This is a genomic window from Gemella taiwanensis, from assembly GCF_054054385.1.
Map to the genome: position 1 here is coordinate 13,429 of NZ_JBSMTL010000015.1, position 25,351 is coordinate 38,779.

Consider the following 25,351-nt stretch of genomic DNA (forward strand, 5'->3'; position numbering starts at 1 on the left):
AAATGGGATAGTATTTTTATCTATCTCAATAGAATATGTATCTTTATGATATTAAGGAAAGATACTAATTCTTTTGAGATCGTATTAGTAAGTTATGTTTTCAACTAAGATATTAAGACATTACTGAGTTATTACACTCTCGCTTTAATATTTTTATTATAGCATATTTTTTATATTCGTAGAATATAAGAGGATATTTAATGGTTGTAATTCTTTTAGTAACACAATAGATGTGGGATAAAAAAAGAAGAGTAAATTCCTGTATAATGAAGTTACGATAAATCAAAAAAGTATTATTTAGAAAATATGGATGTTTTTGAAAAGATGTCGATGTGAAAAATTATTTTTTGTAATCTAGATAATGGAATTGACAAAAAGAAAGTATTAGTTTAAAATTGATGTATAAGCAAATCAAACAAATTAAACATAAACAAAAAAGACAGGAGTACCATTCCTGTCTTTTTTTATCTCAAGGCTAGTTACTTTCTAAAAATTCTATCTAGCCATTTGCAAATATAATAAGCAGCTATACTTGCCGTGATAGAAAGTGTAAAATCAAACCAATTAAACATAAACCCACCTCCCTCTGTTGCGAGTTTAGTGAAAAGTAGCGGAGTAATTATATCATGAAATTATGATAATACAAAATAATTCTTTCTGGTGCAGAGCAAAAAATAAAAAAGTAAAGGATTAGCAAGGAAGATTTTTAAGGTTACGAAAAAATACTCTTGCCCTTTACTTTTTTAAGCCAATAAGTTATCTTAAATTCTTTATGTTTTTTTGTTTTTTTATTAAAAATATGATATTATATATGGGACACACAAATATACGGAGATTAAAATTATGAAGAAGTATCTTTTATATGCATATATATTAACTTTAACCACAATGCTATTTGGATGTTCTGCTCAGGACAGTGATGGTTTTTTTTATAATACTTTCACTAAAAATATGGATGTATTTTTAGCGTATATAAATAATTATATTGGAGTTTGGGGAATTTCAATTATTATTATTACTCTTATTGTAAAGGGGATTATCTTACCTTTTATGCTTAAAAATTATAAGAAGCAACGTATATCATCTATGAATATGGAGCGTGCAAAACCCGAGTTGGATATTGTTCAAGAAAAGATAAAACAGCTTAGAGAAAGTGAAAAAAGGGTGTTTAGTAATGATGAGCGAATGAAAATAAGAATGGAACAAGCAGAACTACAGAGAGAGATTTTCAAAATCTATAAGAAGTATGATTGTTCTCCAGCAATTTTCGGGAATTTAATACCTATTTTAATTCAAGCACCATTTGTTACAGGATTATATTTTACTTTACAAAATCCAATATATTCAAAAGATATCTTAAATTCAAGTTTTTTATCTATTTCTCTTGGAGAAAAATCCTATATTATTTTAATACTTGTTTTTATTGTTTATATGGTAGTTGGAAAAATTTCTCAAAGTATGATGCAAGCCAATCCTATGGCGCAAACTAATCCCGAAGCAGAGCGTATGCAGAATATGTCAAAAAATATGGTGTGGATAACACCGATAATGTTAACTTTTATTACCTATACGAGTATAGCAGCAATAGGGATTTACTTTATAGTTAGTGGAATTTTAGTTATTTTTCAAATATCCCTTGGGCGTAAATTATATCCGCCATATATCCCAAAGCTAACTACTATAAAAAGTAAAAAAGTAACTAAAAATAAATTAGTTAAAAGGTAAGAACTTATAAAATAAGGCTGTATAATAGATCCGGAGCATGATTTTTCCCATGCCCCGGATTTATTATACAGCCAGTAAAAATGTCAAGCAGCTTAAAACTGCTTAGCATTTTATATCGTTATTTTCTCATGCCCAGAGCCACATTTTATAGAAATATTTGGTATAGAGTAAAGTTAACTTATATTAAATTTAGTATACATGATATTAAAGATAACATTCTAAAATATAAGTATTCTATGAATTGACTGTTAGGTAATTTTTTCTGAGTGATTTCTGAGTGTCTTATTGAATAGGAATTGCCAATTTTTGTTAACTCTCTAAATTCGTTATCGAGCATTTGAGAAATTTCTTTATCACCATTTGTAATATGAGCAATAATGGTATTAATAGAAACTTTTTTATCAATGCCCTTAATAGTTTTTAGTCGTTCAAAAGCATCCCATATCTTCTCAAGGCCAATCTTCTTTTGATTATAATCTTCTTTACTGATATATATTTTAGATTCAATAATTAAATTGTGTAACTCTTTTTCAGTAGCCCTAGGAATATTATGAATAGAGTCTTTTGCCTTATTATGAATATAGGTGCCATCCATCTCTAATTCATCTTCATTTATTGAAATCCAGGTTAATAAAGCGGTTTTTAACTTTTTTAATTCAGGCCTAAAATCAAATTCTAGGCCAATAGTGCCTATTTTGCCGCCTACTTTAATGTGTTTGATAATATCTGGTAAAAGTATGGAATATTTTGTTTCTAAATTACTCCATAATTCACCAGAACCATTCCTATTATTTAATTGTTTTTCAATTTGTCCAATGTCTTCTTGGATGGTATTGAAGACTTTATTTTTGTTCAATATAGTATACCTCCCAATTTTATGAAGCTTTAATTATTTATGTGAATTTTTTAAATCTTAATTTTAGATAAATTAGATATATGCCACCTTAATCTACTGATTAAAGTATGTGTTAAGTTTTAACTTCTATTTTCGTAAATTTAAGACTCTTTTTAGCTTCATCTTTTGCTGATAATCCAAAATGATTGACTTTATCTTCAAGTAGAATTTCAAATTCAAGTTTATTAATTATTCCCACTCAATAGTTGCTGGAGGCTTACTAGTAATGTCGTAGACTACGCGGTTAACGTGAGCAACTTCATTTACGATACGAGCTGAGATTTCTTCTAGAACCTCAAATGGAATGTGAGCCCAGCTTGCTGTCATACCGTCGATACTTGTTACGGCACGAACTGCAACTGTGTAGTCATATGTACGCACATCTCCCATAACTCCTACTGAACGAATGTCTGGAAGACATGTGAAGTATTGCCAGATTTCACTTTCTAATCCACGTTTAGCGATAACATCACGTAAGATGAAGTCACTGTCACGTACAATTTGAAGTTTTTCTTCTGTTACTTCTCCAAGAACACGAATACCAAGTCCAGGTCCTGGGAATGGTTGGCGCCAAACGATTTCGTGAGGAAGACCAAGAGCTTCTCCTAATGCACGAACTTCATCTTTGAATAGAGTGTTTAGTGGTTCGATTAGAGAAAAACGCATATCTTCTGGTAATCCACCTACGTTGTGGTGAGATTTAATTGTTTGAGCGTTTTTAGTTCCTGATTCAATAACGTCAGTGTAAAGAGTACCTTGAGCTAAGAATGGTACGTCATGTAGTTTAGCACACTCTTCATCAAATACATAAACGAATTCATTTCCGATGATTTTACGTTTTTGTTCTGGATCACTTACACCTTTAAGTTTTCCTAAGAATCTGTCTTTAGCATCGACTTTGATAAGATTCATGTTGAATCCACCTTCGATTTCTTTACTGAATGTGTTCATTACAGCTTCAGCTTCACCTTTACGAAGTAAACCGTGGTCGATGAACATACAGATAAGTTGATCTCCGATTGCTTTATCTAATAGAGCAGCAACAACTGATGAATCTACACCACCAGATAATGCACAAAGAACTTTTTGATCTCCAACTTCTGCACGAATTTCTTCGATTTTCTCATCGATGAAGTTTTGGATTGTCCAATCGCCAGTACAGTTACACACGTTACGGATGAAGTTTCTAATTAAATCATAACCGTATTCAGAGTGACGTACTTCTGGGTGGAATTGGAAGCAGTAGAAGTTTTTCTCTACATTTTCAGCTGCTGCGATAGGGCAGTTATCGCTTGTTGCGACAACTTTGAATCCTTCAGCTAGCTCAACTACTTTATCAGAGTGACTCATTAATACTTGTTGAGAAGCAGGAGTGCCTTCGAATAGTTTAGCTCCTGGAGTTACATCAACATTGTGAGCTCCGTATTCTCTACTTGTTGCAGATTCTACTTTTCCTCCTAGTTTGTGTTGCATAAGTTGCATTCCATAACAAATTCCTAGTACAGGAATACCTAGGTTGAAGATTTCATCATCAATAGTAAGAGAGTTTTCTTCGTAAACTGAGTTTGGTCCACCTGAAAGGATGATTCCTTTAGGGTTCATTTTTTTGATTTCTTCAATAGAAATTTCATTGTCATGTAGTTCAGAATATACACCAAGTTCACGTACACGGCGAGTGATAAGTTGGTTATATTGACTACCAAAGTCAAGAACTAATATAAATTCGTGTTTCACGGTTTTCCTCCTAAAATATACTTTTATTAATATAGTCTATTATAACAAGAAGTTTGAGATATGTAAAATCTTAAATGTTAGAATTTTTAGAGTTTTTTTCTTCGAAAAATTGATTTTTTGACAAAAAAACAACAAAAAACGAATTTTAACTTTATGTAAATGATGAAAAATTCGTAAAAAAGGATTTTTAGTTTTCAAAAAAAATGATAATTTTGGTTTATACGAATTATAGGTGAGAGAAAATTTTATAAAAATTTTTTGGAAAATGTTATAATTATTATATAGAAAGTAGGAGGAAAAATAATGGTAAGAGCATATATTGGAACATATACAAAACAAGATAGTGAAGGGATATACTTAATAGACTTATCAGAAGAAGGGAAAGTGTTAGAAGTTAGAAATACAGCGAAGGTTGATAATCCAACGTATTTAGCACTGTCTAATGATAACAAGTATTTATATAGTGTATCTAGAGTAGATGGAAAAGGAGCTGTTTCTAGCTTTGAGGTTGAAGAGAATGGTAACTTGAAAGAATTAACATCAGTAGCTCAAGAAGGAAATCCCCCTTGTTATGTTGAGTTAAACTCAGAAAAAAATATATTATTATCAGCCAACTATCATTTAGGTACAATTGATAGTTACACTGTTGAAGATGGTAAATTAGTCAAACTTCTATCAACAGATCACCATGAAGGAAGTGGGGTACATGAAAGACAAGAAAAACCTCATGTGCATTTCTCTGGCTTTACTCCAAGTGAAAAATATGTATTTTCATGCGATTTAGGAACTGATGAAATTACATCGTATAAACTTAATGAAGGAGTTTTAGAAAAAGTAGCTACTATTAAAGTTAAAGATGGCAGTGGTGTTCGTCACATAGTATTTAGTAGTGATGAAAAACAAGCTTTTGTAATGACGGAACTTACTAGTGAAATTATTGCATTTGATTATGATGGAGAGGGGAATTTAGCTAATCCAACATATTATCCTACATTACCAGAAGACTTTAAGATGGAAAACAAAGGTAGTGCGATAAAAATTTCAAATGACAATAAGTATGTATATGTTTCTAACAGAGGACAAGATGCGATAGTTGTTTTTGAAAATACTAAAGATGGATTAAAACAAATTCAAACTATTAGTACTTTTGGTAAAGGTCCTAGAGATTTTGATTTATCAAAAGATAATAAATTTGCGTTAGCAACGAATGAAAATAGTGGAACGATTACTGTATATCGAGTAGATGAAATAACAGGACAGTTAACAGTTGTTGATTCAGAGATTACTGTTCCAGAAGCTGTATGTGCCAAGTTTATATAGAAAAATACCTAGGATGAGGATAATCTCATCTTAGGTATTTCTTTTATGAATTTCGTTTTTTTACTACGAAGAACGGCGCTCCAAAATTACAGTATTCTAGAATGTAATCTTCAAGGTTGTTTATGTTCTTAGGATTATTGTTATCCTTTGTTAAAATAAATCCGGTAAGTCGTAGTTTTTCATGAGAAATATCTCCGACAATATAGGGTTTATTTTTTAAAACGTCTACTAATTTCTCTTCAAACGTTTCTTTTTGGAAGGCGTCTTTAAAATTGTAGACAAGTTCGTAAATAGCACCTTCTACTTCAAAAACTAAATTATTTTGCTCCATATCTAATCCTTTCTAACCACTTGTCTCATAACGTATAGTGCTGCGAAAACAAGTGTATATATTGCCAGTATACCAGTAGCAAAGTACTTCGTGCGATCTATAACGATAGTAGTTTTTTCGTAGTTATCTTTTTTATCAAAGTTCTCATCATTGATAAAGTTTGACTTAACTTTATCGAATGTACCAGTGTTGTTATTAGAGGCAAACTCAGAAAAAACTGTTCCTTCATTTGCAGATGTAGTTTCATATTTTTGGAAAAGAAGTATTTTCTTATTCATTAGTAAATATGTTACATCTTTTATAGAATGTTTTTCATAGAATAAATCATAAATATCTTCATTGAAGGTAATTTTTTCATTATTTATTGTATAAGTACCAGCTTTAAGTGCTAGTTTATAGTGATAATTCGTAAATAAGTAGTCGTAAGATTTCTGAAGTTTTTCGAAATAAGTAGCTTTATCATCGCTTTGGTTTAAAACTGTAATGATAAGTTTAGTATTACCACTATATGCATATGTAACACTGTTCTTTTCAGAATAATCTAGTCCTAAAACTCTAAATTTATCAGATTCTTTAAACTCAACACTATTTTTAATTTTTTCGCCAGTTGCAAGTGTGTGTTCTGGATTTTTTGTTATTTCTGTTATTTCTGGGTAAGTTTTTAATATTAAACTAGTCAGATATGAAATATTTTTTGCAGTACTAATATTAGTAGTACTGTTGTTATCGAAAGTCTCTAGCTTTGTATCGTTAAGAGACATTGCAGCAAGTATATCCTTAGCTTTTGTAATATCAATATTGAAATGACTAAAGATTGCTTGATTAAGACCATTTGACGCTTCATTTTCTAATAAGAAGATAGCATCTTTAACGGTAATAGATGATTCAAATTTATATTTAGTTAATATATCATCACTAGTTTTAATATCAATTTTTGAATCTAATGTTATTTTATTATTTTTTAAATTGTCAGCAAGCAGGTAAAGTGCAAGATAGTTAGGAAGCTTACCTACTGACGCTTTTTCATTTTCTCCACGTTTAGAAATGATTTTTCCAGTATTTAATTCCGAAACAACTAGATGAGAATTAACGTCGCTAAAATCAATTACCGCATTATTATCCAAAAAGCTATCTTCAGCTTTTGTGAAGTTTGGAATTAAGAAAACAAGAAGTAAAATCAAAATACTAATTTTTTTTAGTTTCATTATTTCAATCCTTTATTTCAAACTTGTTTAGAATAATATCAGCCCACTATTCAGTTTCATAATGAATGAGAAAATAATTCTAAACATATACACTCTAGTATATTACAAAATAAGGAAAAATTCCAATAAGAAGGAGGAGATTTAAGAAATTTTAACTATTGTAATTAATCTTATAATAAATTTTATTAGGAAAAATTTGCAACTAAATTATTCCGTGTTATAATTAGATGATGTTTGATTAAATAGGAGAAAGTAGAGATTTAAGATGAAATATGATGTAATTGTAATAGGTCTTGGTAGTGCCGGACTTATGATAGCAGATAGGCTTAATGATAGTGGTTTAAAAGTTCTGGTTCTTGAGCAAAATAGAAGAGCGGGGATAAAATTACTTTTAACTGGTAATGGGCGTTGTAATGTTATGAGTAGCGACAACGCTGAGGATTTTGTAGCTGCTGTTCATAATGGTAGATTTTTAAGAAGTGCTTATCATAAATATAATGTTAAGAAGTTTTTTGACAAACATAATTTAAAGTTAAAGCAGGAAAATAGAAGATTATATCCAGCAAGTGAGAAGGCTAGAGATGTAGTTAATGCTTTTAAAATAGATCATGCGAAGATTAACTATAAAGAAAAGGTAGAAGACTTAGTATTTGAAGATGATAAGCTAGTAGGTGTAAAAACAAATGTGGATACATACTATGGAAAGAATATCGTAGTATGTGCAGGTGGAAAAACGTACCCTCAGAGTGGGAGTGATGGTTCACTACATAGGATTCTAAAAAAACACGGGGTTAAGATTACGAAAATATATCCTAGTGAGGTAGCCTTAGTATTTGAAGATTTTACAGAGCTATCAGGAGTTGCATTGCAAAATGTGAGGATGTTCCATAAGAAAAATGAAAGAAGCGGAGATCTGCTGTTTACACATAAAGGATTAAGCGGTCCGCTATCAATATCTATGGGTGAGTTTGTAGCAAGGTATCCTGAAGATAAGTTTTACTTGGATTTCTATCCTGAACTAAATGAAGAGGAGTTATTTGCTAAACTGTGGGAAGATAATAAGTTCTTGAATGGAAAACTACCGAAAAGTTTTTATAACTTTATGATTGAAAAATATTTCCCAGAAAATGTTAGCAAAAAAGAGTTGAGAAAGTTTGTAACGAGAATTAAACGTTATGAGCTTATTGATGTAAAAACTATGCCATTGGAATACGCCTTTACAACCGCTGGTGGAGTAGATCTTAAAGTGGTAAGTCCAAAAACTTGTAGCCATAAAAAAATAGAGAATCTATATTTTGCTGGTGAGATACTAGATTTACATGGAGAAATTGGTGGATATAATTTAATGGTAGCATGGTTTACTGGAATGATTGTAGCAGATGCAATTAAAGAAAAATATGGAATAGAATAAAAAATTTTTATTATTCTTATTATATAAATATTGTAAAAATAGTTATATAACACTTAAAATAATAATATGGATGTTTACATAAAAATATTAAAATAATAAAAGTTATGTACACTCGCACAGGTTGAAAGTATCTTTATTTCTTAGTATAATTTTTGTATAAACTTATAGTTGAAGAAAGGATACAATAAATATGAAAAGAATATTAAAAGTATTAACTATTATTTTATCAATTTCTCTAATTTTATTAGGTTGTGGTCAAAAACAAGCAACTGAAAGTAAAAAAGAAACTAGCAAAATTGATTTCGGTGGTAAAACAATGAATGTTGTGGCAACTTCTGAAAAATATAAAAAGCTATTTGATAAGTTTGCAGCAGAAACAAATAGTAAAGTTGAGTTTTTATCAATGTCTAGTGGAGAAGTAATTTCAAGAACTAAAGCAGAAGGTAAGCCGATGGGAGATCTTTGGTTCGGTGGAGGAATTGATGCTTTCATGGCTGCTAAAAAAGATGGTCTTTTAGAGCAATATGAAGCTAAAGGTTCTGACAAAATCAAGGAAGGATTCAAGGATACAGAAAATTACTGGTTATCAAAAGGTATTACTGTAGTTGGATTCTTAGTTAATGAAAATGTCTTAAAAGAAAAAGGATTAGAAGTTCCTAAAAAATGGTCTGATTTAACTGATCCGAAATATAAAGGAACAATTATTATGAGTAATCCAGCAATTTCAGGAACTAATTTCGGTGCTGTAGCAGGTATTTTAGGACAAAAAGGTACTGAAAAAGGATGGGAATACTGGACAGCATTTAACAAAAATGTTGATTTCTATAGTAAACGTGGTAAAGATCCACAAGAAAAAACAGTTGCCGGTGAATTTGGAATAGGTATTATTCCTGTTGATAAATCTGCCTTTGATGCAGCTAAAAAACACAACCTAAAAGTTGTTTATCCTGAAGATGGTATTCCTTGGATTCCTGAAGGTGTAGCAATATTTAAAAATTCTCAAGCTACTGATATAGCAAAAGCATTTGAAGACTTTATTTTAAAACCTGAGAATCAACAATTAATCGCTGAACTTGATGGGAAAGATGGGGCACAAATGGTAATTGATGGCTCTAAAGGAGCTGATTTAGGCCTACCAAAAGACAAACTTCTTAAAGAAGATTTAGCTTCATTTGGTAATGAACGTAGCGCTATTCTTAAAAAATGGAAAGAATTAGTGGGAGATAAATAGAATGGATTGGGGTTGTCCCGAAAAGTCTAAATTTTAAAAAGTGTGCACTATAACTCATAGACACAGTGGTTTATTGATATCTAAATTCGCTTTATGAAAACTTTTTAGATATCTAATAAACTGTGTGGGGGTGACTCGACAAAATCTTGTTTCTTAAGAAATCACGATTTTTGAGTCACTCCCAATTTTTATAATATTAAAGGAGATAGTATGTTTAAAAAAATAAATTTATTTGACAGTATTGTCATAGGACTTATTATTACTTCTTTTATACTTTTTGTATTATATCCGTTTGTTGCTGTCTTTAATTATGGCTATAAAGGTGAGTTGTTTTCGGAACTATTAACTAATATTACTAGTTATTCTCATTTGTTAGTAAATACTGTAAAAGTAGCCACAGCAACTACTGTAGTTACCGTCTTTATATCGGTGGCTGTTTCACTTTATTATTTTATTGGAACATCGAAATTCAAGAAGATAATAGTTCTTATATTTATGATTTCTATGATATCACCACCGTTTGTGACTTCATTATCATATATAAATTTATTTGGAAGACGCGGCTTAATAAGTTACAATCTGCTTAAATTAGATTACGATCCTTATGGTTTCTTTGGAATAGTCAGCATGCAGAGTGTGACGCATATTTCTATAAATGTCCTACTTTTCGTTGGATTTCTAAAAGGAATTGATAAAGGTGTGATTAACTCAGCTAGATCTTTAGGTGCAAATACTAATAGAATAATATTAGATATTCTTCTTCCGCTCATGAGACCTGTTATTAAAGTAGTTATTCTGTTGACATTCTTAAGGAGTATGGCTGATTTTGCAACACCGGCTATAATAGGAGGTAAGTATAATGTTCTTGCCACTGAAGGTTATTTAGCATTTATTGCTGAAGGAAATATTAGTAGGGCTGTATTAATGAATTTAATTATTCTAATACCGTCGCTTCTTATATTTTTGATATTCTTTAAGAGTTTTAGAAATACTACACTAGGTAGTAAAAATGTTGGTGTATTAGAGGCTAGTATTAAGAAATCTGGTATTATTTACTATATATCTTTAATAGTTACTACGATTGTCGTTTTGATGTTAGCTAGTCTATATAGTGCGATAATTATTTCGGCATTTTCAACTATGGAATATGGAAAATTAATATTTACATTACAAAATTTTATAGACGCTAACGATTATATAACCGATGTGTTTGTAAGAAGTGTGATTTATTCGTTTATTGCTGGATTGATTTCTTCAGTAGTAGGTCATGTTCTTCAATATTATATTTACATAAGAAATGTCAGAGTCTTAAAAATGATTGATTTTGTGGCGGCTTTACCGTATATACTACCTGGTACATTCTTCGGATTGGGTTACGTACTAGCCTTTAATTCATATCCTTTGAAATTAACAGGAACAGCATTAATAGTAATATTAAACTTAGTATTTAAGCAGATGCCGTTTGCTACAAAAATAGGTTATAGCTCTATAAGTCAAGTATCTGAAGATCAGCTAAAATCAGTGAGGGACCTAGGAGGAAGTAGGTTCAATGAGATTAAGGATGTTGTATTTCCTATGAGTTACGAAGGTTTTTATATAAGCTTTATTAATGGTTTTACGGCGACGATGACAACAATTGGGTCTATTATTTTCTTAATATATCCTAGTCAAAAAGTGGCGACTATAGTTATGTTTGATGTGATAGAAAGTGGAAAATATGATATAGGTTCGGTTATTGCATTTTACATAATTATGATATGCTTAGTGATAAATATATCGTATTACTTAATAGTAAATAGAAGGAGATAGAGTATGTATTTAAGTTTAAAGGATATCTCAAAGAAGTATAAAGATAAAGAAATTTTAAAGAATATTACTTTTGATATAGGAGAGGGTGAGTTGGTTTGTATATTAGGGCCCTCTGGATGTGGAAAAACTACGCTATTAAATATTATAGGAGGCTTCATATCAGATTATTCAGGGGATGTATTGTTATCTAATGAGAATATTAATAATTTCCCACCTGAAAAAAGAGAGATCGCTACCGTATTTCAATCGTATGGCTTATTTACTCATAAAAATGTTATAGACAATGTGAGTTATGGTCTGAAATTATTAAAAATTGATAAGAATACGAGGGGAAAAAGAGCGAGGGATATGCTAGAAAAAGTTGGACTAGCAGGCTATGATAAGAAAAAGATTAAGGAGTTGTCTGGAGGAGAACAGCAACGCGTCGCTATAGCTAGAAGTATGGTGTTGAATCCAAAATTGTTGTTACTGGATGAACCTCTATCGAACTTAGATGTGCATCTTAGGGATGTAATGAGAAAAGAAATTAAAAGAATCCAAAAACAATTTGGTGTTACAATGATAATAGTCACTCATGATCAAGAGGATGCCTTTAAGCTTTCTGATCGAGTTATTGTAATAAATGAAGGACATATAGAACAAATAGGTACTCCAGAAGAACTTTATAAACAGCCTAATAACAACTTCATCTCAAGTTTTATAGGTGAGAATAATATTATTGATGAAAACTTGGCAATCAGGCCAGAAGAAATATATATAAAATTAGATAATTCTGGTGATGGGGAAGTTGTAGATGTAACCTATCTAGGAGCTACAGTTGAGTATTTAGTTGAGACTTTTGATGGGGATATTTTAAAAGTTTTAACGATGTCAACAGAAGAAAGATTTAACATTGGGGATAAGGTTTCGGTAAGAATTAATAATTGAATAACAATGCTAATAGAGATATTTTAAGTCTCTATTAGTGTTATTTTTTATTTACTTTTATCAAAAGGAATAGTATAATAGTTTTATTAAACTGAATATGAAAGGTAAAGAAAAGTGAAAAAACATTTAAAAAAAATATTAGCGACGTTATTAATTGTACTAGTTGTTGCGTTCGGCTTTATTGGAAATTATTTCTATAATTTTGGATTGAATCCAAAAGTTGATAAGAGTGCTATAGTTAACCAGGATAGTGACGGTAGTAAAGAAGATAAAACAGCGGTAAATAAGTGGTTTGATGAAACAAAGCAAGTTACAGAAATGGAATCTGTTACTAAAAATAAATTAGTTGGTTATAAGTTTGTCAATCCTAATGCTAAGAAGTGGATTTTTGTAGTTCATGGATACACAAGTGATGCTAAAAAAATGGCAAACTATATTAAGAAGTTTTATGATATGGGATACAGTGTTTTTGCCCCAGACTTAATTGCTCATGGTAATAGTGAGGGTGATTTTATCTCAATGGGTGGCTATGATTCTGATGACCTAGTTAATTGGGTGAAGAAAATATCAGCTGAAAATAATAATGCTGATACAGCATTATTTGGAATCAGTATGGGAGCTGCTACTGTAATGAATGCAGTAGGGAAAAACTTACCATCAAATGTAAAAACTTTTATAGAAGATAGTGGATATGTGAATTTAAAAGTAGAATTTACTTATCAATTAAAAAAATTATTTAATTTACCAAGTTTCCCAGTTATTCCAGCAGCGAATACAGTAACTAAAATTCGTGCGGGATACTTCTTTGGAGATGTAGATGCGACGAAAGGTTTAAAAGAAACGAAACTGCCAGCATTAGTACTACATGGTGAGGAAGATGGTTTTGTTCCTTTAGAACATGGTAAAGAAGCTTATAACTTAATAACTTCAGAAAAAGAATTCCATAGTTTCCCTGGTATGAAACATGTTCAAGCAGAAAGAAAATATCGAGAACAATACTGGAAAATTGTAGGAGAGTTCTTAAAGAAACATTTTGAATAATAAAAGAAAGACGATTGATAAATTTATCAGTCGTCTTTTATATTAGATATTATAGTTATTATTATTTTTATGAGTTAAGTTATTAGTGTATTGCTATACAATACTTTTTTACAATTATTTGTTACAAATTTAAATTCCTATTAAATAGTGATTTCCCTTACAATATTAACTAGTTACTCCCCGATAACAACTAGTTCTTTGTTAAGTTTATTTAATACTTCGCAACCATCTTCTGTAACAAGAACAAGGTCTTCGATACGAACACCGAATTCTCCAGGAAGATAGATACCTGGTTCAATAGAGAAAATCATTCCAGGTTCACATTTAGTTTCATTAACACTTGAAATATCTCCGTACTCATGACATTCAAGACCGATGTGGTGTCCTGTGCGGTGTGTAAAGAATTCCCCATAACCTTTTTCAGTGATATAGTCACGGCAAGCTGCATCTATATCGCAGAATCTAACACCTGGTTTAACCAGTGCAACACCACGTTTTTGTGCTTCTAATACTGTTTCGAATACTTCGCGAGCTTTTTCGCTTGGTTGTTTCCAAAATACAGTACGTGTCATATCAGAGCAGTAGTTATCTTTAATTCCCCCCATATCGATGATGATTGAATCACCTGGTTTTAGATATCTATCACCAACTGTTCCGTGAGGGTTAGCCCCGTTAGCACCATATCCGATGATTGGATCAAATGATAGTCCTTCTACCCCTAAATCTTCGTGGATTTCAAGTAAATCTTTTACAATATCTTTTTCAGATTTTTCAGCAGAAATACTATTGATAACTCGCTGACAAGCTTCGTCGTTTAGAAGAGAAGCGCGACGCATAAGTTCTTTTTCTTCTTCATCTTTAATCATACGAACGCGGTCAACAATTTGAGATACATCGACGAATTTACTTTCTGGTAAATAATTCATCAGTGGTAGTAAAAATCTAGCTGGAAGAACTTTGTCAATACCGACAACAGAACCGTTAGGTATTGATTTTGACAGAATTTCTATAGGTTTATCAGTATCAGAATAAACTACTTTTTCTAAACCTAAATCTTTATCCAGTGGGAATAAAGCGTTGATGAAAAGTTTATGATTCCCATTTTCATCAAGAAGTACTGCGTAAAATCTTTCACCTGGATGTTCTAGGTGCCCTGTTAAATAGAAGATTGAATAAGGATCGCTAATAAGAGCTTGATTAATCCCTTGTTCTTTCATCTTAGATAAAATTTTATTAGTTCTAGAAAGTTTCATATTATACAACTCCTTTAAAAATATTATGAACTTTAATATAATTATAACATTTACTATACTTAAATACAATAGTATTATTTAAGTATATACAACGTTTTCTTAGAAAATAGTTGAATGATAAAATATGTTGTGATATAATGAATAAAAAATAGTGAGAAATCACGCAAGAAAGAAGGGATTTTTATGTCAGAAGTAGCGGTTAAAAAAGGTAAACCGTGGAGTTTCTATATGAGTTCAATTACGTTCTCTTTTGAACGATGTGCTTACTATTCTTCTCGTTGGCTACTATATACATATGTAACTGTAGCGGTAATAGCTGGAGGAATGGGAGAAAGTGGACTTGGTTTAGGTAAGGTAGAAGGTGCAGCAATGCAATCTAATATTGTAGCTTTTACGTATTTAGCACCGGTGCTATTTGGTTTTATTGCAGATAGGTTTATAGGAGCAAGATACTTGATTCCGCTTGGACTTGTGTTAATGGGATTAGGATATGGGTATGCAGGTTTTGTAGGTTCATATTCAGCTCTTTGGGTTATGATTGTTCTAGTTTCTTTAGGAACAGGGTTTTTCAAAGGTAATCTTCAAGCGGTTGTAGGTCAATTGTTCGAAGGTGATGAAAAACGTAAAGATGATGCTTTTTCAACAATGTATTCATTTATTAATATCGGATCATTTATTGGAACAACATTCGTAGGGGTTATATATTTAAAACTTGCTACAGCAAGCTCAAATGGATATTTACAATGCTTTAAAATAGCTGGATTACTTTGTATCATTGGAGCAATTTGGTTCGTTTTAGGTTATAAATCTCTTGGTGATGCAGGGAAACATCCTTTTGCTCAAGGTGAACACAAACATGAAGATAATAAACCTAAAGTACACCGTTCATTAGAAAAATATGAAGTTCGCCGTGTGTACTCAATTATAATCATTTCATTATTATCTGTTGTTTTCTGGACATTCTGGTATTTAACATACGTAATTTTATATGATTACATGCCGAAATTCATTGATGATAAGTTAGGGACGTTCACAGTGCCAACATCTTGGTTAGATTCTATTAATGGATTGGCTTGTATCGTTTTAGGCCCAATCTTAGGAGCTTTATGGTACAAACTTGCTACTCGTCCACAAGGAGACTGGAGCTTATACAAAAAAGCATCTATCGCGTTATTCCTTCTTGGAGCAACATTTGGTGTATTAGCATTAACTGAAGTTAGCCGTGGAGTTGGAGCACCTGAAACTCAAAAAGCTAGTATTCTTTGGGTTGTATTATTCTTCATTGTTCTGAGTGTAGCTGAGATGTTCTTCTCTCCTCTTGGAGCTTCATTCGTATCTAAATACTCTCCAAAACATATCTTATCTATTATGATGGCTGTATGGATTGTAGCAACATTCGGAGCTGCGAAAGGATATGGACTTCTATATGCAGCAATTGCAGATGTACCAATTATCAAACTTTCATTAGGTATCGGTGTTGTCTGTGTAGTCGTAGCTGTTTTAGTATTCTTATTCGAGAAAAAACTAGCTTCTCTTGTAGAATTACGTGAAGGTGAAACACTAGTAGAAGAATAAAATAAATAAAAAATAAGTAGGAATTTTATTTCTACTTATTTTTTTATTGTCTGATAAATAATTTTATAAAACCTATATCATTTATATAACGATATAAATAACTTTTTACAGCTGTATTGTCAAATGGTGAAATATTTTTATTCATTGTATTATAACTAAGTGTACTAAAAAATATTTTATTTATAAAATAGTAAAATATAAAATTTTATTTTTTATTAATAATGAAAAAATATAAATTATATGTTAAAATTAAATTGTAAGAAAAAATGCAAAAGGAGGTGTCATTATGGCAGAATTAAGAACATTATATCCTGCTATTAAAGAGAATTTCTCTAAAATGTTGAAAGTCGATGACACACATACAATTTATTATGAAGAAAGTGGTAATCCTAATGGAGTACCAGTAGTATTTTTACATGGAGGTCCTGGTTGTGGAACTGCACCAAGTTGCAGACAATACTTCGATCCCGAATTTTATCGTATAATATTATTTGATCAACGTGGAAGTGGGAAATCTACACCTCACGCATGTTTAGAAAATAATGATACTTGGCACATTATTGAAGATATTGAAAAAATTAGAGAAGATTTAAATATCGATAAATGGCTAGTATTCGGTGGTAGTTGGGGCTCTACTTTATCACTTTGTTATGCGATTAAACATCCTGAACGTGTTTTAGGATTGGTATTACGTGGAATATTCTTAGGTCGTAGGGAAGATATACTTTGGATTTATGAAAAAGGTGGAGCAAGTAATATTCACCCTGAATCTTTTGAAAGATATGAAAGTATTATTCCAAAAGAAGAACGTCATGATATGATTCGTGCATATTACAAACGACTTACAAGTGAAGATAGAGAAACGAGAGAAGTAGCAGCAAAAGAATGGAGTATGTGGGAAGGAAGCTTAGTAACTTTATATCCTGACCCAAATCTTGAACAAAGTTTTGGTGAAATTAATTATGCTATTTCTATGGCAACAATTGAATGTCATTTCTGGATGAATAATATGTTCTGGGATGATGACGATTGGATTTTAAATAATATTGATGTTATTAAAGATATTCCAACTACAATAGCTCATGGTCGTTATGACGTTGACTGTCGTGCTATAGGAGCATATGAATTAAGTAAAAAATTAAACAATTGTAAATTAGATATTGTTGTATCAGGTCATTCATCAGGGGAACCTGCAATTGTAGATTCTTTAGTTAAATCAACTGATTACTTTAAAGAACTATTAAAATAGTATAGATAATAGTTAGACATGGAAATGATGATTCGAGTCTAATCGTTTAATTAAATCAAATATATTAAAGTTGTAAGTTTAATAAAAAATATAACTAATGACTCGTATTGATAATGAAAAACGCTTCATTATATGATAAAATAATAAGTGTAATAATTAAATAAATGTAGTAAATATGTAACTGCTACGTCTAAATTTAAAAGTTGCAGAAAATATAATACAAATAGCAAAGGAGTAAGGGAAATGGCAGTAAAAGAAAGAATAGCTCAACTAAGAGAATTGATGGAAAAAAATGGAATTGATGTCTATATGGTTCCAACAGCTGATTTTCATAATAGTGAATATGTAGGGGAACATTTCAAAGCTCGTGCGTTCATGAGTGGATTTACAGGGTCTGCAGGGACATTGGTAGTAACAAAAGACTTTGCAGGGTTATGGACAGATGGTCGTTATTTCTTACAAGGTGAAAAACAATTAGAAGGAACTGGTATCGAATTACAAAAAATGCGTGAACCAGGAGTTCCAACTATCGCAGAATTTATCACAGAAAATACTCCAGAAAATGGTGTGTTAGGATTCGATGGTCGTGTAGTAACTTTTGGAGAAGGTAAAAACCTTGCTACAAAATTAAAACGTAAAAATGCTACTGTAAAATATGAAGTAGATTTAGTAGATGAAATTTGGACAGACCGTCCACCGTTATCAGAAGCACCTGCTTTCTATTTAAACTTAGAACGTGCTGGGGAATCTGTCGCTAGTAAACTTGAAAGAGTACGTAAAGAAATGAGTGAAGTTGGAGCAAACATCCACGTTATTACTACTCTTGACGATATTGGTTGGTTATTAAATATTCGTGGTATGGATGTAGATTTCTTCCCATTACTATTAAGTTATGCTGTTGTTTATGAAGATAAAGTAGATTTATATGTTGATGAAAGAAAATTATCTGATGAAATTAAAAAACATTTATCTGAAAATAATGTTCACATTAAACCATATAACGATGTTTACCAAGATGTGAAAAAATTCTCAGGAAATGATGTTGTTTTAGTTGACCCGGATTGCTTAAACTATGCAGTATTCAACAATATTCCAAAAGAAATAACATTGGTAGAACGTAGAAATCCTACAATTTTAATGAAAGCTATAAAAAATGAAGTTGAATTACAACACACAATTAAAGCTCATGTAAAAGATGGTATTGCTCATACTAAATTTATATACTGGCTAAAACAATTGGTTAAACAAGGTATTAGTGAGCAAGAAGATGAACTTTCTGCATCAGATAAACTTGTAGAATTTAGAAAAGAACAAGGTGGATTTATCTGTCCAAGTTTCGCACCAATTTGCGGACATGCGGAAAATGGGGCAATCGTACACTACTCATCTTCTAAGGAAACATCTATTCCATTACGTACTGGTACTTTCTTCTTAACTGATACTGGAGCACATTATGAAGAAGGATCAACTGATATTACTCGTACGACAGCTATGGGTGAAGTTAGTGATAGATTAAAACGAGATTATACTAGAGTACTTCAATGTCACCTACGTCTATCAAGACTTAAATTTATGGAAGGTATTTCTGGAGCAAACGTAGACTTATTTGCTCGTGCTCCATTATGGTATGATTATGAAAACTTCAACCATGGTACTGGACATGGGGTAGGATACCTAGGAAATATTCACGAAGGACCTCAAGGAATCCACTGGGGAATTTATCGTGCATCAGAACCGTTTAAACACGGTATGACTATGACTAATGAACCAGGATTATATATTTCAGGTTCACATGGTATTCGTTTAGAAAATGAATTAATTATTAGAAATACTGTTAAAAACGAATATGGTCAATTCTTAGAATTTGAAGTAATGACTTTCGTTCCTTGGGATTTAGAAGCTATTGATGTATCTATTCTTACAAGTGAAGATAAATATGAGTTAAACAATTATCATAAAAAAGTATTTGAAGTTTTAGCACCACACTTTGAAGGTGAAGAATTAGAATGGCTAAAACAAGCTACTAGAGAAGTATAATTTTAACAGGAGGTTTCAAGTTCGCTTGGAACCTTCTACTAATATTTTGTAAAAAGTGATATAATATATATTATTGAAATAAATTTGGCGATTATTTCAAAATTTAGTCTGAAAATCGAGGTAAATCATATGGATTTAAACACACAATTAAAAAAATATGCACAACTTATAGCTAAAGTTGGATTAAATATTCAAAAAAATCAACCAGTTTTAGTAAGAGCTAGTACAGAAACACGTGATTTTGTTGCTAAAGTAGTAGAAGCGTGTTATGAATTAGGGGCTAAAAGGGTCTCTGTAGAATGGCGTGATCAAGAGTTAACAAAATTACACTTGAATTATCAAACGGAAGAAACTTTAAGTACAGTAGGACAATGGTATATTGATAAATATCAAGACGAACTAGATGAAGGAGCAGCATTCTTATCTATTATCGGAGATGATCCAGATGGATTAGCGGGAGTGGATAGTGCAAAATTAAAAGCTTCTATGGTAGGTCGTTCTAAAGCGATGCGTAACTACATGAAATCTATCATGAGTGACGAATGTCCTTGGTGTGTTGTGTCTGCGTCAACAGTTGGATGGGCGAAAAGACTATATCCTGAACTAGGTGATGAAGAAGCATACTTAAAACTTTGGGATCAAATCCTAAGTGCTTGTCGCTCAACTGGTGATGATCCAGTTGCAGATTGGGAAGAACATATTAAAGTTCTAGATGAAAAAGCTAAATTCTTACATGAAAATGAATTGGTGAAACTACATATTACAAATGATTTAGGAACAGACCTATATGTAGGTCTTCCGAAAAACCATATTTGGCAAAGTGCCGGAAGTTATGCTAAAAAAGCTGATCGTTTTGTAGCAAACATTCCAACTGAAGAAGTATTTACGATGCCTCACAAAGATGAAACTAGTGGTATTGTGTATAATGCAAAACCTTTAAACTACGGTGGGGTACTAATTGATAATTTCTGGTTGAAATTTGAAAATGGTAAAGTAGTAGATTTCGGAGCAGAGCGTGGTTATGATGTTCTTAAGAATTTATTAGACACTGATGAAGGAGCAAGAAGAATTGGTGAAATGGCATTAGTTCCATTTGATTCTCCTATATCTAATACGAAAATATTATTCTTAGAAACATTATTTGATGAAAATGCAGCTTGCCATATCGCATTAGGAAAAGCATATCCAACATGTGTTAAAGGTGGTCCTGAAATGACTGATGAACAATTAGCAGAAGCGGGAGCTAACGATAGTTTAATTCACGTTGACTTTATGATAGGTGAAGCAACAACAAATATTACTGGTTACACAGAAGATGGTAAAGAAATAGCTATTTTCAAAGATGGAAACTGGGCAAAGTAGGATTATTTTATTCATGATAATAAAGTAGGTTGTTAAATCTTTAGTACTTTAACAAATGGAGAGGGCTGACTTAGAGTTATTGATTTCTGTGGAATCAAGATTCTAGGTCGCTCTCGTTTTTATTGGATAAAATAGCGGATTTTAAAATTTGAAATATTTATTGTAGATTTTATTTGCGAAAAGTAAATAAATATGTGATAATAGATTGTACTAATATTTAGGGGTGATTAAATGCGTTTGGATAAATTTTTAAAAGTATCAAGAATTATTAAAAGAAGAACAGTTGCTAATGAAATATCGTCAGAGGGGTACATAGCTATTAATGGTAAAAAGGCAAAACCATCTAGTACTTTAAAAATAGGGGATAAAATTACTATTTATTTTGCGAAAAAAGAAGTAGAGTATGAGGTGTTGGAATTAAAAGATAGCACTAAAAAAGAAGATGCGACAAAAATGTTCAAAATTCTTTCAGAAAAATCAAGAGAAGTAGAAAATGAGAGAACAGAATAGTCAGTTTAAAAAAGATGTATTAAAGGCTAAAGCTAAATATAGGAAACGTCGTAAATTCATTATTTTAGTAATTATGACTTTAGCACTATCTGTGACGTTGTTGCAAACTTTTTTATATATACGTGATAAGAAACAAATTAATTCACAATTAGCAGAGCAGAATAAAACGATAGAAAACCTAGATAAAGAAAATAAAGTTAATGAACTTGTAATTGATAAATTAAAAGATCCTTATTTTATTACTGATTTAGTAAGACAAGAGTATGGTCTAAGTTATCAAGGAGAATTGATTTTTAATATTCCGTTGCAGGAAAACTTTTTGCAGGCGGCAATAAAATCTATTATGGATGGCAATTTGGAAAAATCTGAAGATAATAACGGTCGAATCGATGATAGTAAAATCCCAGAATTAGCTAAAAAAGACGATAAGAAATCAACTAAAAAGAATGATGAAAAGTCAACAGATAAAAAAACTAGTGCTAACAACAAAACTAGCGATACAAAAAAAACTGATAATAACTCTTCTGATGAAGATGAAAACATTGAGAAAGACGAGAAAACTCAGACTCAAAGGGCAACTAATAGAAATTCAAACACTAATAATCGAAGAAGTAATGGGTAGTAATACTTGTTACTTCTTTTTTATATTGAGTAAAATTTTAAAAAATATATTATAAAAAAATACTTTTTATTGTTAATAGTGTGAATAGTTGATATACATAATGTGTAGGTATATAAAGGTTAATTTAGTAGTATTTAATTGTGTATATTTAAGTATAAATATTTGTTAAAAAGTTGTTAAAATGTTAATATATAGATAACAAATTTAATGATACATAAATCGGAGGAAATTATGAATAAATATCAAGGTGATGCATTGCATACCGACCTTTATCAAATTAACATGGGATATGCGTATTTCAAAGATGGAATACATGAGAGAAAATCATATTTTGATGTGTACTTTAGAAAAATACCTTTTGGTGGAGGATATGCAGTGTTCGCTGGACTTGCCAAAATTATTGATTATGTTAATTCGTTTGAGTTTTCAAAATCTGACATAGATTTTTTACGTGAATTAGGCTATGCAGAGGATTACTTAGACTACCTGAGTAAAATGAAGTTCACAGGAAATATTCGTTGTGTGAAAGAAGGAGAGATTGTTTTTGGGAATGAACCTCTTTTAAGAATTGAGGCACCTCTAATTCAAGCTCAAATTATGGAAACTGCAATATTAAATATAGTTAACTATCAAATACTTATAGCGACAAAAGCAGCTAGAATTAAGCACTTATGTCCAGATGAAGTTTGTATGGAATTCGGAACACGTCGTGCTCATGAGTTTGATGCAGCGATTTGGGGAACTCGTGCTTCTGTGATTGGAGGATTCGAAGCAACAAGTAATGTAAAAGCAGCGAAACTATTTAATATTCCATGTAGTGGAACGCACGCGCATTCATTTGTTCAAGCGTACGAAGATGAGGAAATTGCATTTAAAAAATATGCTGCGGCACATAAAGATTGTTACTTCTTAGTTGATACTTATGATACATTACGTTCAGGGATTCCAACAGCGATTAAAGTTGCAGATGAATTGAAAGATGAAATTAATTTCTTAGGTATTAGATTAGACTCAGGAGATATTGCATATCTTTCAAAAGAAGCAAGAAAAATGCTAGATGAAGCGGGATACCCGAAGGCTAAGATAGTAGCTTCTAATGATTTAGATGAAGATACTATTACTCACCTTAAACAACAAGGCGCTAGAATAGATGCATGGGGTGTAGGTACAAAACTTATAACTGCTTACGATAATCCAGCATTAGGTGCAGTATATAAACTTGCATGTTTAGAAAATGCTAATGGAGAGATGATTGATAGACTAAAAGTCTCTGAAAATCCAGGTAAATTAACTATCCCAGGTATTAAAAAAGTCTATAGAATAATAAATAAAGATACAGGTATGGCAGCAGGTGACTACATTGCCTTAGAAAAAGAAGATGTGAGTGCAGAGCCGAGTATAAAATTATTCCACCCGACGCACACATATTTAGAAAAAGAAGTTAAAAACTTTGAAGCAAGAGATTTACAAGTAGATATATTTAAGAATGGTAAACAAGTCTATGAGGTTCCAACTGTACAAGAAAGTGCAAAATATTTCAAAGAAAATAAAAAGTTACTATGGAACGAGTACTTACGTTTATTAAACCCTGAATTTTATCCAGTAGATTTAAGTACAGAATGTTGGGAAAATAGAAACACAATATTGAAAAAAGTAACAAAGAAATCAAATTAATAGGTGAAAATATGACATTACAACAAGAAGTAATAAAAAAACTAAGATGTAAGGCTGAAATTAATGTTGATGAGGAGATTAGACTAACTATTAACTTTTTAAAAGACTATATTAAGAAAAATGGTTTTATAAGAAGTCTAGTTTTAGGTATATCAGGCGGTCAAGATTCAACGTTGTGTGGTAAGTTATGTCAAATGGCTATTAATGAATTGAAAGAAGAAACGGGAGAAGAATATACTTTTATTGCAGTGAGACTTCCGTATGGTGAGCAATTTGATGAAGCTGATTGTAATGATGCATTACAATTTATAAATCCTGATAAGGTATATACAGTGAATATTAAAGATGCAGTAGATGCTAGTGTTAATTCATTAAAAATAGCAGGAGTAGACATTACAGATTTCGCTAAAGGGAATGAGAAGGCAAGAGAAAGAATGAAAGTTCAATATTCAATTGCTACAATGAATAAAGGTATAGTTGTTGGAACAGATCACGCAGCAGAAGCAATTACAGGATTTTTTACAAAACACGGTGATGGTGGAGCAGATATAGTACCATTATATAGATTAAATAAAAGACAAGGTAAGGCAATATTAAAAGCTTTAGATTGCCCAGAACACTTATATTTGAAAAAACCAACTGCAGATTTAGAAGAAGATAGACCAGCTCTAGCAGATGAAGTAGCCCTTGGTGTAACATATGATAATATTGATGACTATCTAGAAGGTAGAAATGTACCTGATGATATTAGAGAGATAATAGAAGGACACTATATAAAATCAGAGCATAAACGTAATCTTCCGGTTACAGTATTTGATTTTTACAATATATAGAAGAAAATAAAACAGAGGAAAGAGGATACTATGGTAGAATAGTATTCTCTTTTACAATTATTAAACGATTAATTAATAAAAAAAAAATAGTAAAAAAGATGTTGACATAATCGAACTAGGATGATAGAATAGAAAAAGTCTTCTGATGGAGGATAACTATTTATACAAATTCTTTTTAAAAAAGTTTTAAAGAAGCTTGACATAATTAGAACTAAATGATAGAATAGAAAAAGTCTTCTGATAGAGAAGACGAACAATAAAACATTTCAAAATAAAGAATGTTAAGAAATTGAAAAAACTTCTTGACAAAATAAAAAAGAAATGTTAAACTTATAAAAGTCTTGAAGAAAGACAACGCTTATTATTTCAACGAAGTAAACGGTTAAAAAGTTCAAAAAAAATATAAAAAACTTCTTGACAAACATTCGAAGAAATGATAAAATAATTAAAGTCTTCTGATGAAGACGAAAAAACATTTTTAAAAAAGTTCTAAAAAAGACTTGACAAAGAAATTTAAAAATGTTAAAATATAAAAGTTGTTAATCGCAACGATTTGAACATTGAAAACTAAACGAATTAAGTCAACGTTAATTCCAAAAAAGGACAG

At 31.0% G+C, this 25,351-nt stretch carries 21 protein-coding genes; 15 read left to right on the forward strand and 6 right to left on the reverse strand.

Translation table 11 applies throughout. The features are described from left to right. Window positions 1-843 precede the first annotated feature (843 nt). Window positions 844-1,725 carry a membrane protein insertase YidC gene (gene yidC, locus ACWOA3_RS08265; RefSeq protein WP_003147837.1) on the forward strand — a complete coding sequence of 294 codons (882 nt, stop codon included), beginning with the start codon at window positions 844-846 and terminating at the stop codon, window positions 1,723-1,725. Between the two features lie 178 nt (window positions 1,726-1,903). Here the strand turns inward: yidC and ACWOA3_RS08270 are convergent, their stop codons facing one another. The 3 genes from ACWOA3_RS08270 to guaA all read right to left on the reverse strand — a co-directional run bounded on the left by ACWOA3_RS08270 (window position 1,904) and on the right by guaA (window position 4,354). After that, window positions 1,904-2,581 carry a hypothetical protein gene (locus ACWOA3_RS08270; protein WP_371458854.1) on the reverse strand — a complete coding sequence of 226 codons (678 nt, stop codon included), beginning with the start codon at window positions 2,579-2,581 and terminating at the stop codon, window positions 1,904-1,906. Between the two features lie 112 nt (window positions 2,582-2,693). Next, window positions 2,694-2,819: a hypothetical protein gene (locus ACWOA3_RS08275; RefSeq protein ID WP_269208065.1), complete on the reverse strand. Its 126-nt coding sequence runs from the start codon at window positions 2,817-2,819 to the stop codon at window positions 2,694-2,696. Further along, complete coding sequence (gene guaA / locus ACWOA3_RS08280; RefSeq protein ID WP_003147840.1) at window positions 2,810-4,354, reverse strand: glutamine-hydrolyzing GMP synthase; 1,545 nt, start codon at window positions 4,352-4,354, stop codon at window positions 2,810-2,812. The genes ACWOA3_RS08275 and guaA overlap by 10 nt, the downstream gene beginning before the upstream one ends. 303 nt (window positions 4,355-4,657) lie before the next feature. Here guaA and ACWOA3_RS08285 point away from each other — a divergent pair, with 303 nt between their 5' ends. After that, window positions 4,658-5,674, forward strand: a complete 1,017-nt coding sequence (locus ACWOA3_RS08285) for a lactonase family protein (protein ID WP_003147841.1) — start codon at window positions 4,658-4,660, stop codon at window positions 5,672-5,674. Between the two features lie 43 nt (window positions 5,675-5,717). Here the strand turns inward: ACWOA3_RS08285 and ACWOA3_RS08290 are convergent, their stop codons facing one another. Both ACWOA3_RS08290 and ACWOA3_RS08295 read right to left on the reverse strand, forming a co-directional pair. Beyond that, window positions 5,718-6,005 carry a YutD-like domain-containing protein gene (locus ACWOA3_RS08290; RefSeq protein ID WP_003147842.1) on the reverse strand — a complete coding sequence of 96 codons (288 nt, stop codon included), beginning with the start codon at window positions 6,003-6,005 and terminating at the stop codon, window positions 5,718-5,720. Window positions 6,006-6,007: 2 nt separating this feature from the next. Further along, window positions 6,008-7,210, reverse strand: coding sequence for a hypothetical protein (locus ACWOA3_RS08295; protein WP_456885266.1), 1,203 nt, complete (start codon window positions 7,208-7,210; stop codon window positions 6,008-6,010). 265 nt (window positions 7,211-7,475) lie between these two features. Between ACWOA3_RS08295 and ACWOA3_RS08300 the strand changes: the two genes are divergently transcribed. The 5 genes from ACWOA3_RS08300 (at window position 7,476) to ACWOA3_RS08320 (ending at window position 13,629) form a co-directional block, all read left to right on the forward strand. After that, window positions 7,476-8,621, forward strand: coding sequence for an NAD(P)/FAD-dependent oxidoreductase (locus tag ACWOA3_RS08300; protein ID WP_456885267.1), 1,146 nt, complete (start codon window positions 7,476-7,478; stop codon window positions 8,619-8,621). Window positions 8,622-8,811: 190 nt separating this feature from the next. Beyond that, a complete protein-coding gene (locus ACWOA3_RS08305) occupies window positions 8,812-9,852 on the forward strand; it encodes an ABC transporter substrate-binding protein (RefSeq protein WP_442566662.1) in 1,041 nt (346 codons plus the stop codon). Window positions 9,853-10,062: 210 nt separating this feature from the next. Continuing rightward, window positions 10,063-11,661 (forward strand): ABC transporter permease, encoded by a 1,599-nt coding sequence (locus tag ACWOA3_RS08310; protein ID WP_456885269.1) that lies wholly within the window; start codon window positions 10,063-10,065, stop codon window positions 11,659-11,661. Between the two features lie 3 nt (window positions 11,662-11,664). Continuing rightward, the gene (locus ACWOA3_RS08315) at window positions 11,665-12,588 is read left to right on the forward strand and encodes an ATP-binding cassette domain-containing protein (protein ID WP_442566660.1); all 924 of its coding nucleotides are present in this window, start codon (window positions 11,665-11,667) and stop codon (window positions 12,586-12,588) included. A 114-nt stretch (window positions 12,589-12,702) separates the two neighbouring features. Next, on the forward strand, window positions 12,703-13,629 hold the full coding sequence (locus ACWOA3_RS08320) for an alpha/beta hydrolase (protein WP_456885271.1): 927 nt from the start codon (window positions 12,703-12,705) through the stop codon (window positions 13,627-13,629). A 173-nt stretch (window positions 13,630-13,802) separates the two neighbouring features. Here ACWOA3_RS08320 and ACWOA3_RS08325 read toward each other — a convergent pair whose 3' ends face one another. After that, complete coding sequence (locus ACWOA3_RS08325; RefSeq protein WP_003147846.1) at window positions 13,803-14,882, reverse strand: M24 family metallopeptidase; 1,080 nt, start codon at window positions 14,880-14,882, stop codon at window positions 13,803-13,805. Between the two features lie 183 nt (window positions 14,883-15,065). Between ACWOA3_RS08325 and ACWOA3_RS08330 the strand changes: the two genes are divergently transcribed. The 8 genes from ACWOA3_RS08330 (at window position 15,066) to nadE (ending at window position 24,744) form a co-directional block, all read left to right on the forward strand. Then, a complete protein-coding gene (locus ACWOA3_RS08330; protein ID WP_003147847.1) occupies window positions 15,066-16,457 on the forward strand; it encodes a peptide MFS transporter in 1,392 nt (463 codons plus the stop codon). Window positions 16,458-16,743: 286 nt separating this feature from the next. After that, entirely contained in the window at window positions 16,744-17,706 is a 963-nt protein-coding gene (gene pip / locus ACWOA3_RS08335; protein WP_003147848.1) for a prolyl aminopeptidase, read from the forward strand. Between the two features lie 243 nt (window positions 17,707-17,949). After that, complete coding sequence (locus tag ACWOA3_RS08340) at window positions 17,950-19,743, forward strand: aminopeptidase P family N-terminal domain-containing protein (RefSeq protein ID WP_456885275.1); 1,794 nt, start codon at window positions 17,950-17,952, stop codon at window positions 19,741-19,743. A 129-nt stretch (window positions 19,744-19,872) separates the two neighbouring features. Then, complete coding sequence (locus ACWOA3_RS08345; protein ID WP_456885277.1) at window positions 19,873-21,105, forward strand: aminopeptidase; 1,233 nt, start codon at window positions 19,873-19,875, stop codon at window positions 21,103-21,105. Between the two features lie 231 nt (window positions 21,106-21,336). Next, on the forward strand, window positions 21,337-21,615 hold the full coding sequence (locus ACWOA3_RS08350) for a S4 domain-containing protein (protein WP_442566656.1): 279 nt from the start codon (window positions 21,337-21,339) through the stop codon (window positions 21,613-21,615). Continuing rightward, window positions 21,599-22,237 carry a septum formation initiator family protein gene (locus ACWOA3_RS08355; protein WP_442566655.1) on the forward strand — a complete coding sequence of 213 codons (639 nt, stop codon included), beginning with the start codon at window positions 21,599-21,601 and terminating at the stop codon, window positions 22,235-22,237. The genes ACWOA3_RS08350 and ACWOA3_RS08355 overlap by 17 nt, the downstream gene beginning before the upstream one ends. A gap of 231 nt (window positions 22,238-22,468) precedes the next feature. Continuing rightward, window positions 22,469-23,911: a nicotinate phosphoribosyltransferase gene (locus ACWOA3_RS08360; RefSeq protein WP_456885279.1), complete on the forward strand. Its 1,443-nt coding sequence runs from the start codon at window positions 22,469-22,471 to the stop codon at window positions 23,909-23,911. 11 nt (window positions 23,912-23,922) lie between these two features. Beyond that, window positions 23,923-24,744, forward strand: a complete 822-nt coding sequence (gene nadE, locus ACWOA3_RS08365; protein ID WP_456885281.1) for an ammonia-dependent NAD(+) synthetase — start codon at window positions 23,923-23,925, stop codon at window positions 24,742-24,744. Window positions 24,745-25,351: the final 607 nt, after the last annotated feature.

Excerpts from the sequence above, each read along its gene's own strand:
- yidC (WP_003147837.1), top strand. The coding sequence starts at position 844 with ATGAAGAAGTATCTTTTATATGCATATATATTAACTTTAACCACAATG.
- ACWOA3_RS08285 (WP_003147841.1), top strand. The coding sequence starts at position 4,658 with ATGGTAAGAGCATATATTGGAACATATACAAAACAAGATAGTGAAGGG.
- ACWOA3_RS08290 (WP_003147842.1), bottom strand. The coding sequence starts at position 6,005 with ATGGAGCAAAATAATTTAGTTTTTGAAGTAGAAGGTGCTATTTACGAA.
- ACWOA3_RS08295 (WP_456885266.1), bottom strand. The coding sequence starts at position 7,210 with ATGAAACTAAAAAAAATTAGTATTTTGATTTTACTTCTTGTTTTCTTA.
- ACWOA3_RS08300 (WP_456885267.1), top strand. The coding sequence starts at position 7,476 with ATGAAATATGATGTAATTGTAATAGGTCTTGGTAGTGCCGGACTTATG.
- ACWOA3_RS08305 (WP_442566662.1), top strand. The coding sequence starts at position 8,812 with ATGAAAAGAATATTAAAAGTATTAACTATTATTTTATCAATTTCTCTA.
- ACWOA3_RS08310 (WP_456885269.1), top strand. The coding sequence starts at position 10,063 with ATGTTTAAAAAAATAAATTTATTTGACAGTATTGTCATAGGACTTATT.
- ACWOA3_RS08315 (WP_442566660.1), top strand. The coding sequence starts at position 11,665 with ATGTATTTAAGTTTAAAGGATATCTCAAAGAAGTATAAAGATAAAGAA.
- ACWOA3_RS08325 (WP_003147846.1), bottom strand. The coding sequence starts at position 14,882 with ATGAAACTTTCTAGAACTAATAAAATTTTATCTAAGATGAAAGAACAA.
- ACWOA3_RS08330 (WP_003147847.1), top strand. The coding sequence starts at position 15,066 with ATGTCAGAAGTAGCGGTTAAAAAAGGTAAACCGTGGAGTTTCTATATG.
- pip (WP_003147848.1), top strand. The coding sequence starts at position 16,744 with ATGGCAGAATTAAGAACATTATATCCTGCTATTAAAGAGAATTTCTCT.
- ACWOA3_RS08340 (WP_456885275.1), top strand. The coding sequence starts at position 17,950 with ATGGCAGTAAAAGAAAGAATAGCTCAACTAAGAGAATTGATGGAAAAA.
- ACWOA3_RS08345 (WP_456885277.1), top strand. The coding sequence starts at position 19,873 with ATGGATTTAAACACACAATTAAAAAAATATGCACAACTTATAGCTAAA.
- ACWOA3_RS08350 (WP_442566656.1), top strand. The coding sequence starts at position 21,337 with ATGCGTTTGGATAAATTTTTAAAAGTATCAAGAATTATTAAAAGAAGA.
- ACWOA3_RS08355 (WP_442566655.1), top strand. The coding sequence starts at position 21,599 with ATGAGAGAACAGAATAGTCAGTTTAAAAAAGATGTATTAAAGGCTAAA.
- ACWOA3_RS08360 (WP_456885279.1), top strand. The coding sequence starts at position 22,469 with ATGAATAAATATCAAGGTGATGCATTGCATACCGACCTTTATCAAATT.
- nadE (WP_456885281.1), top strand. The coding sequence starts at position 23,923 with ATGACATTACAACAAGAAGTAATAAAAAAACTAAGATGTAAGGCTGAA.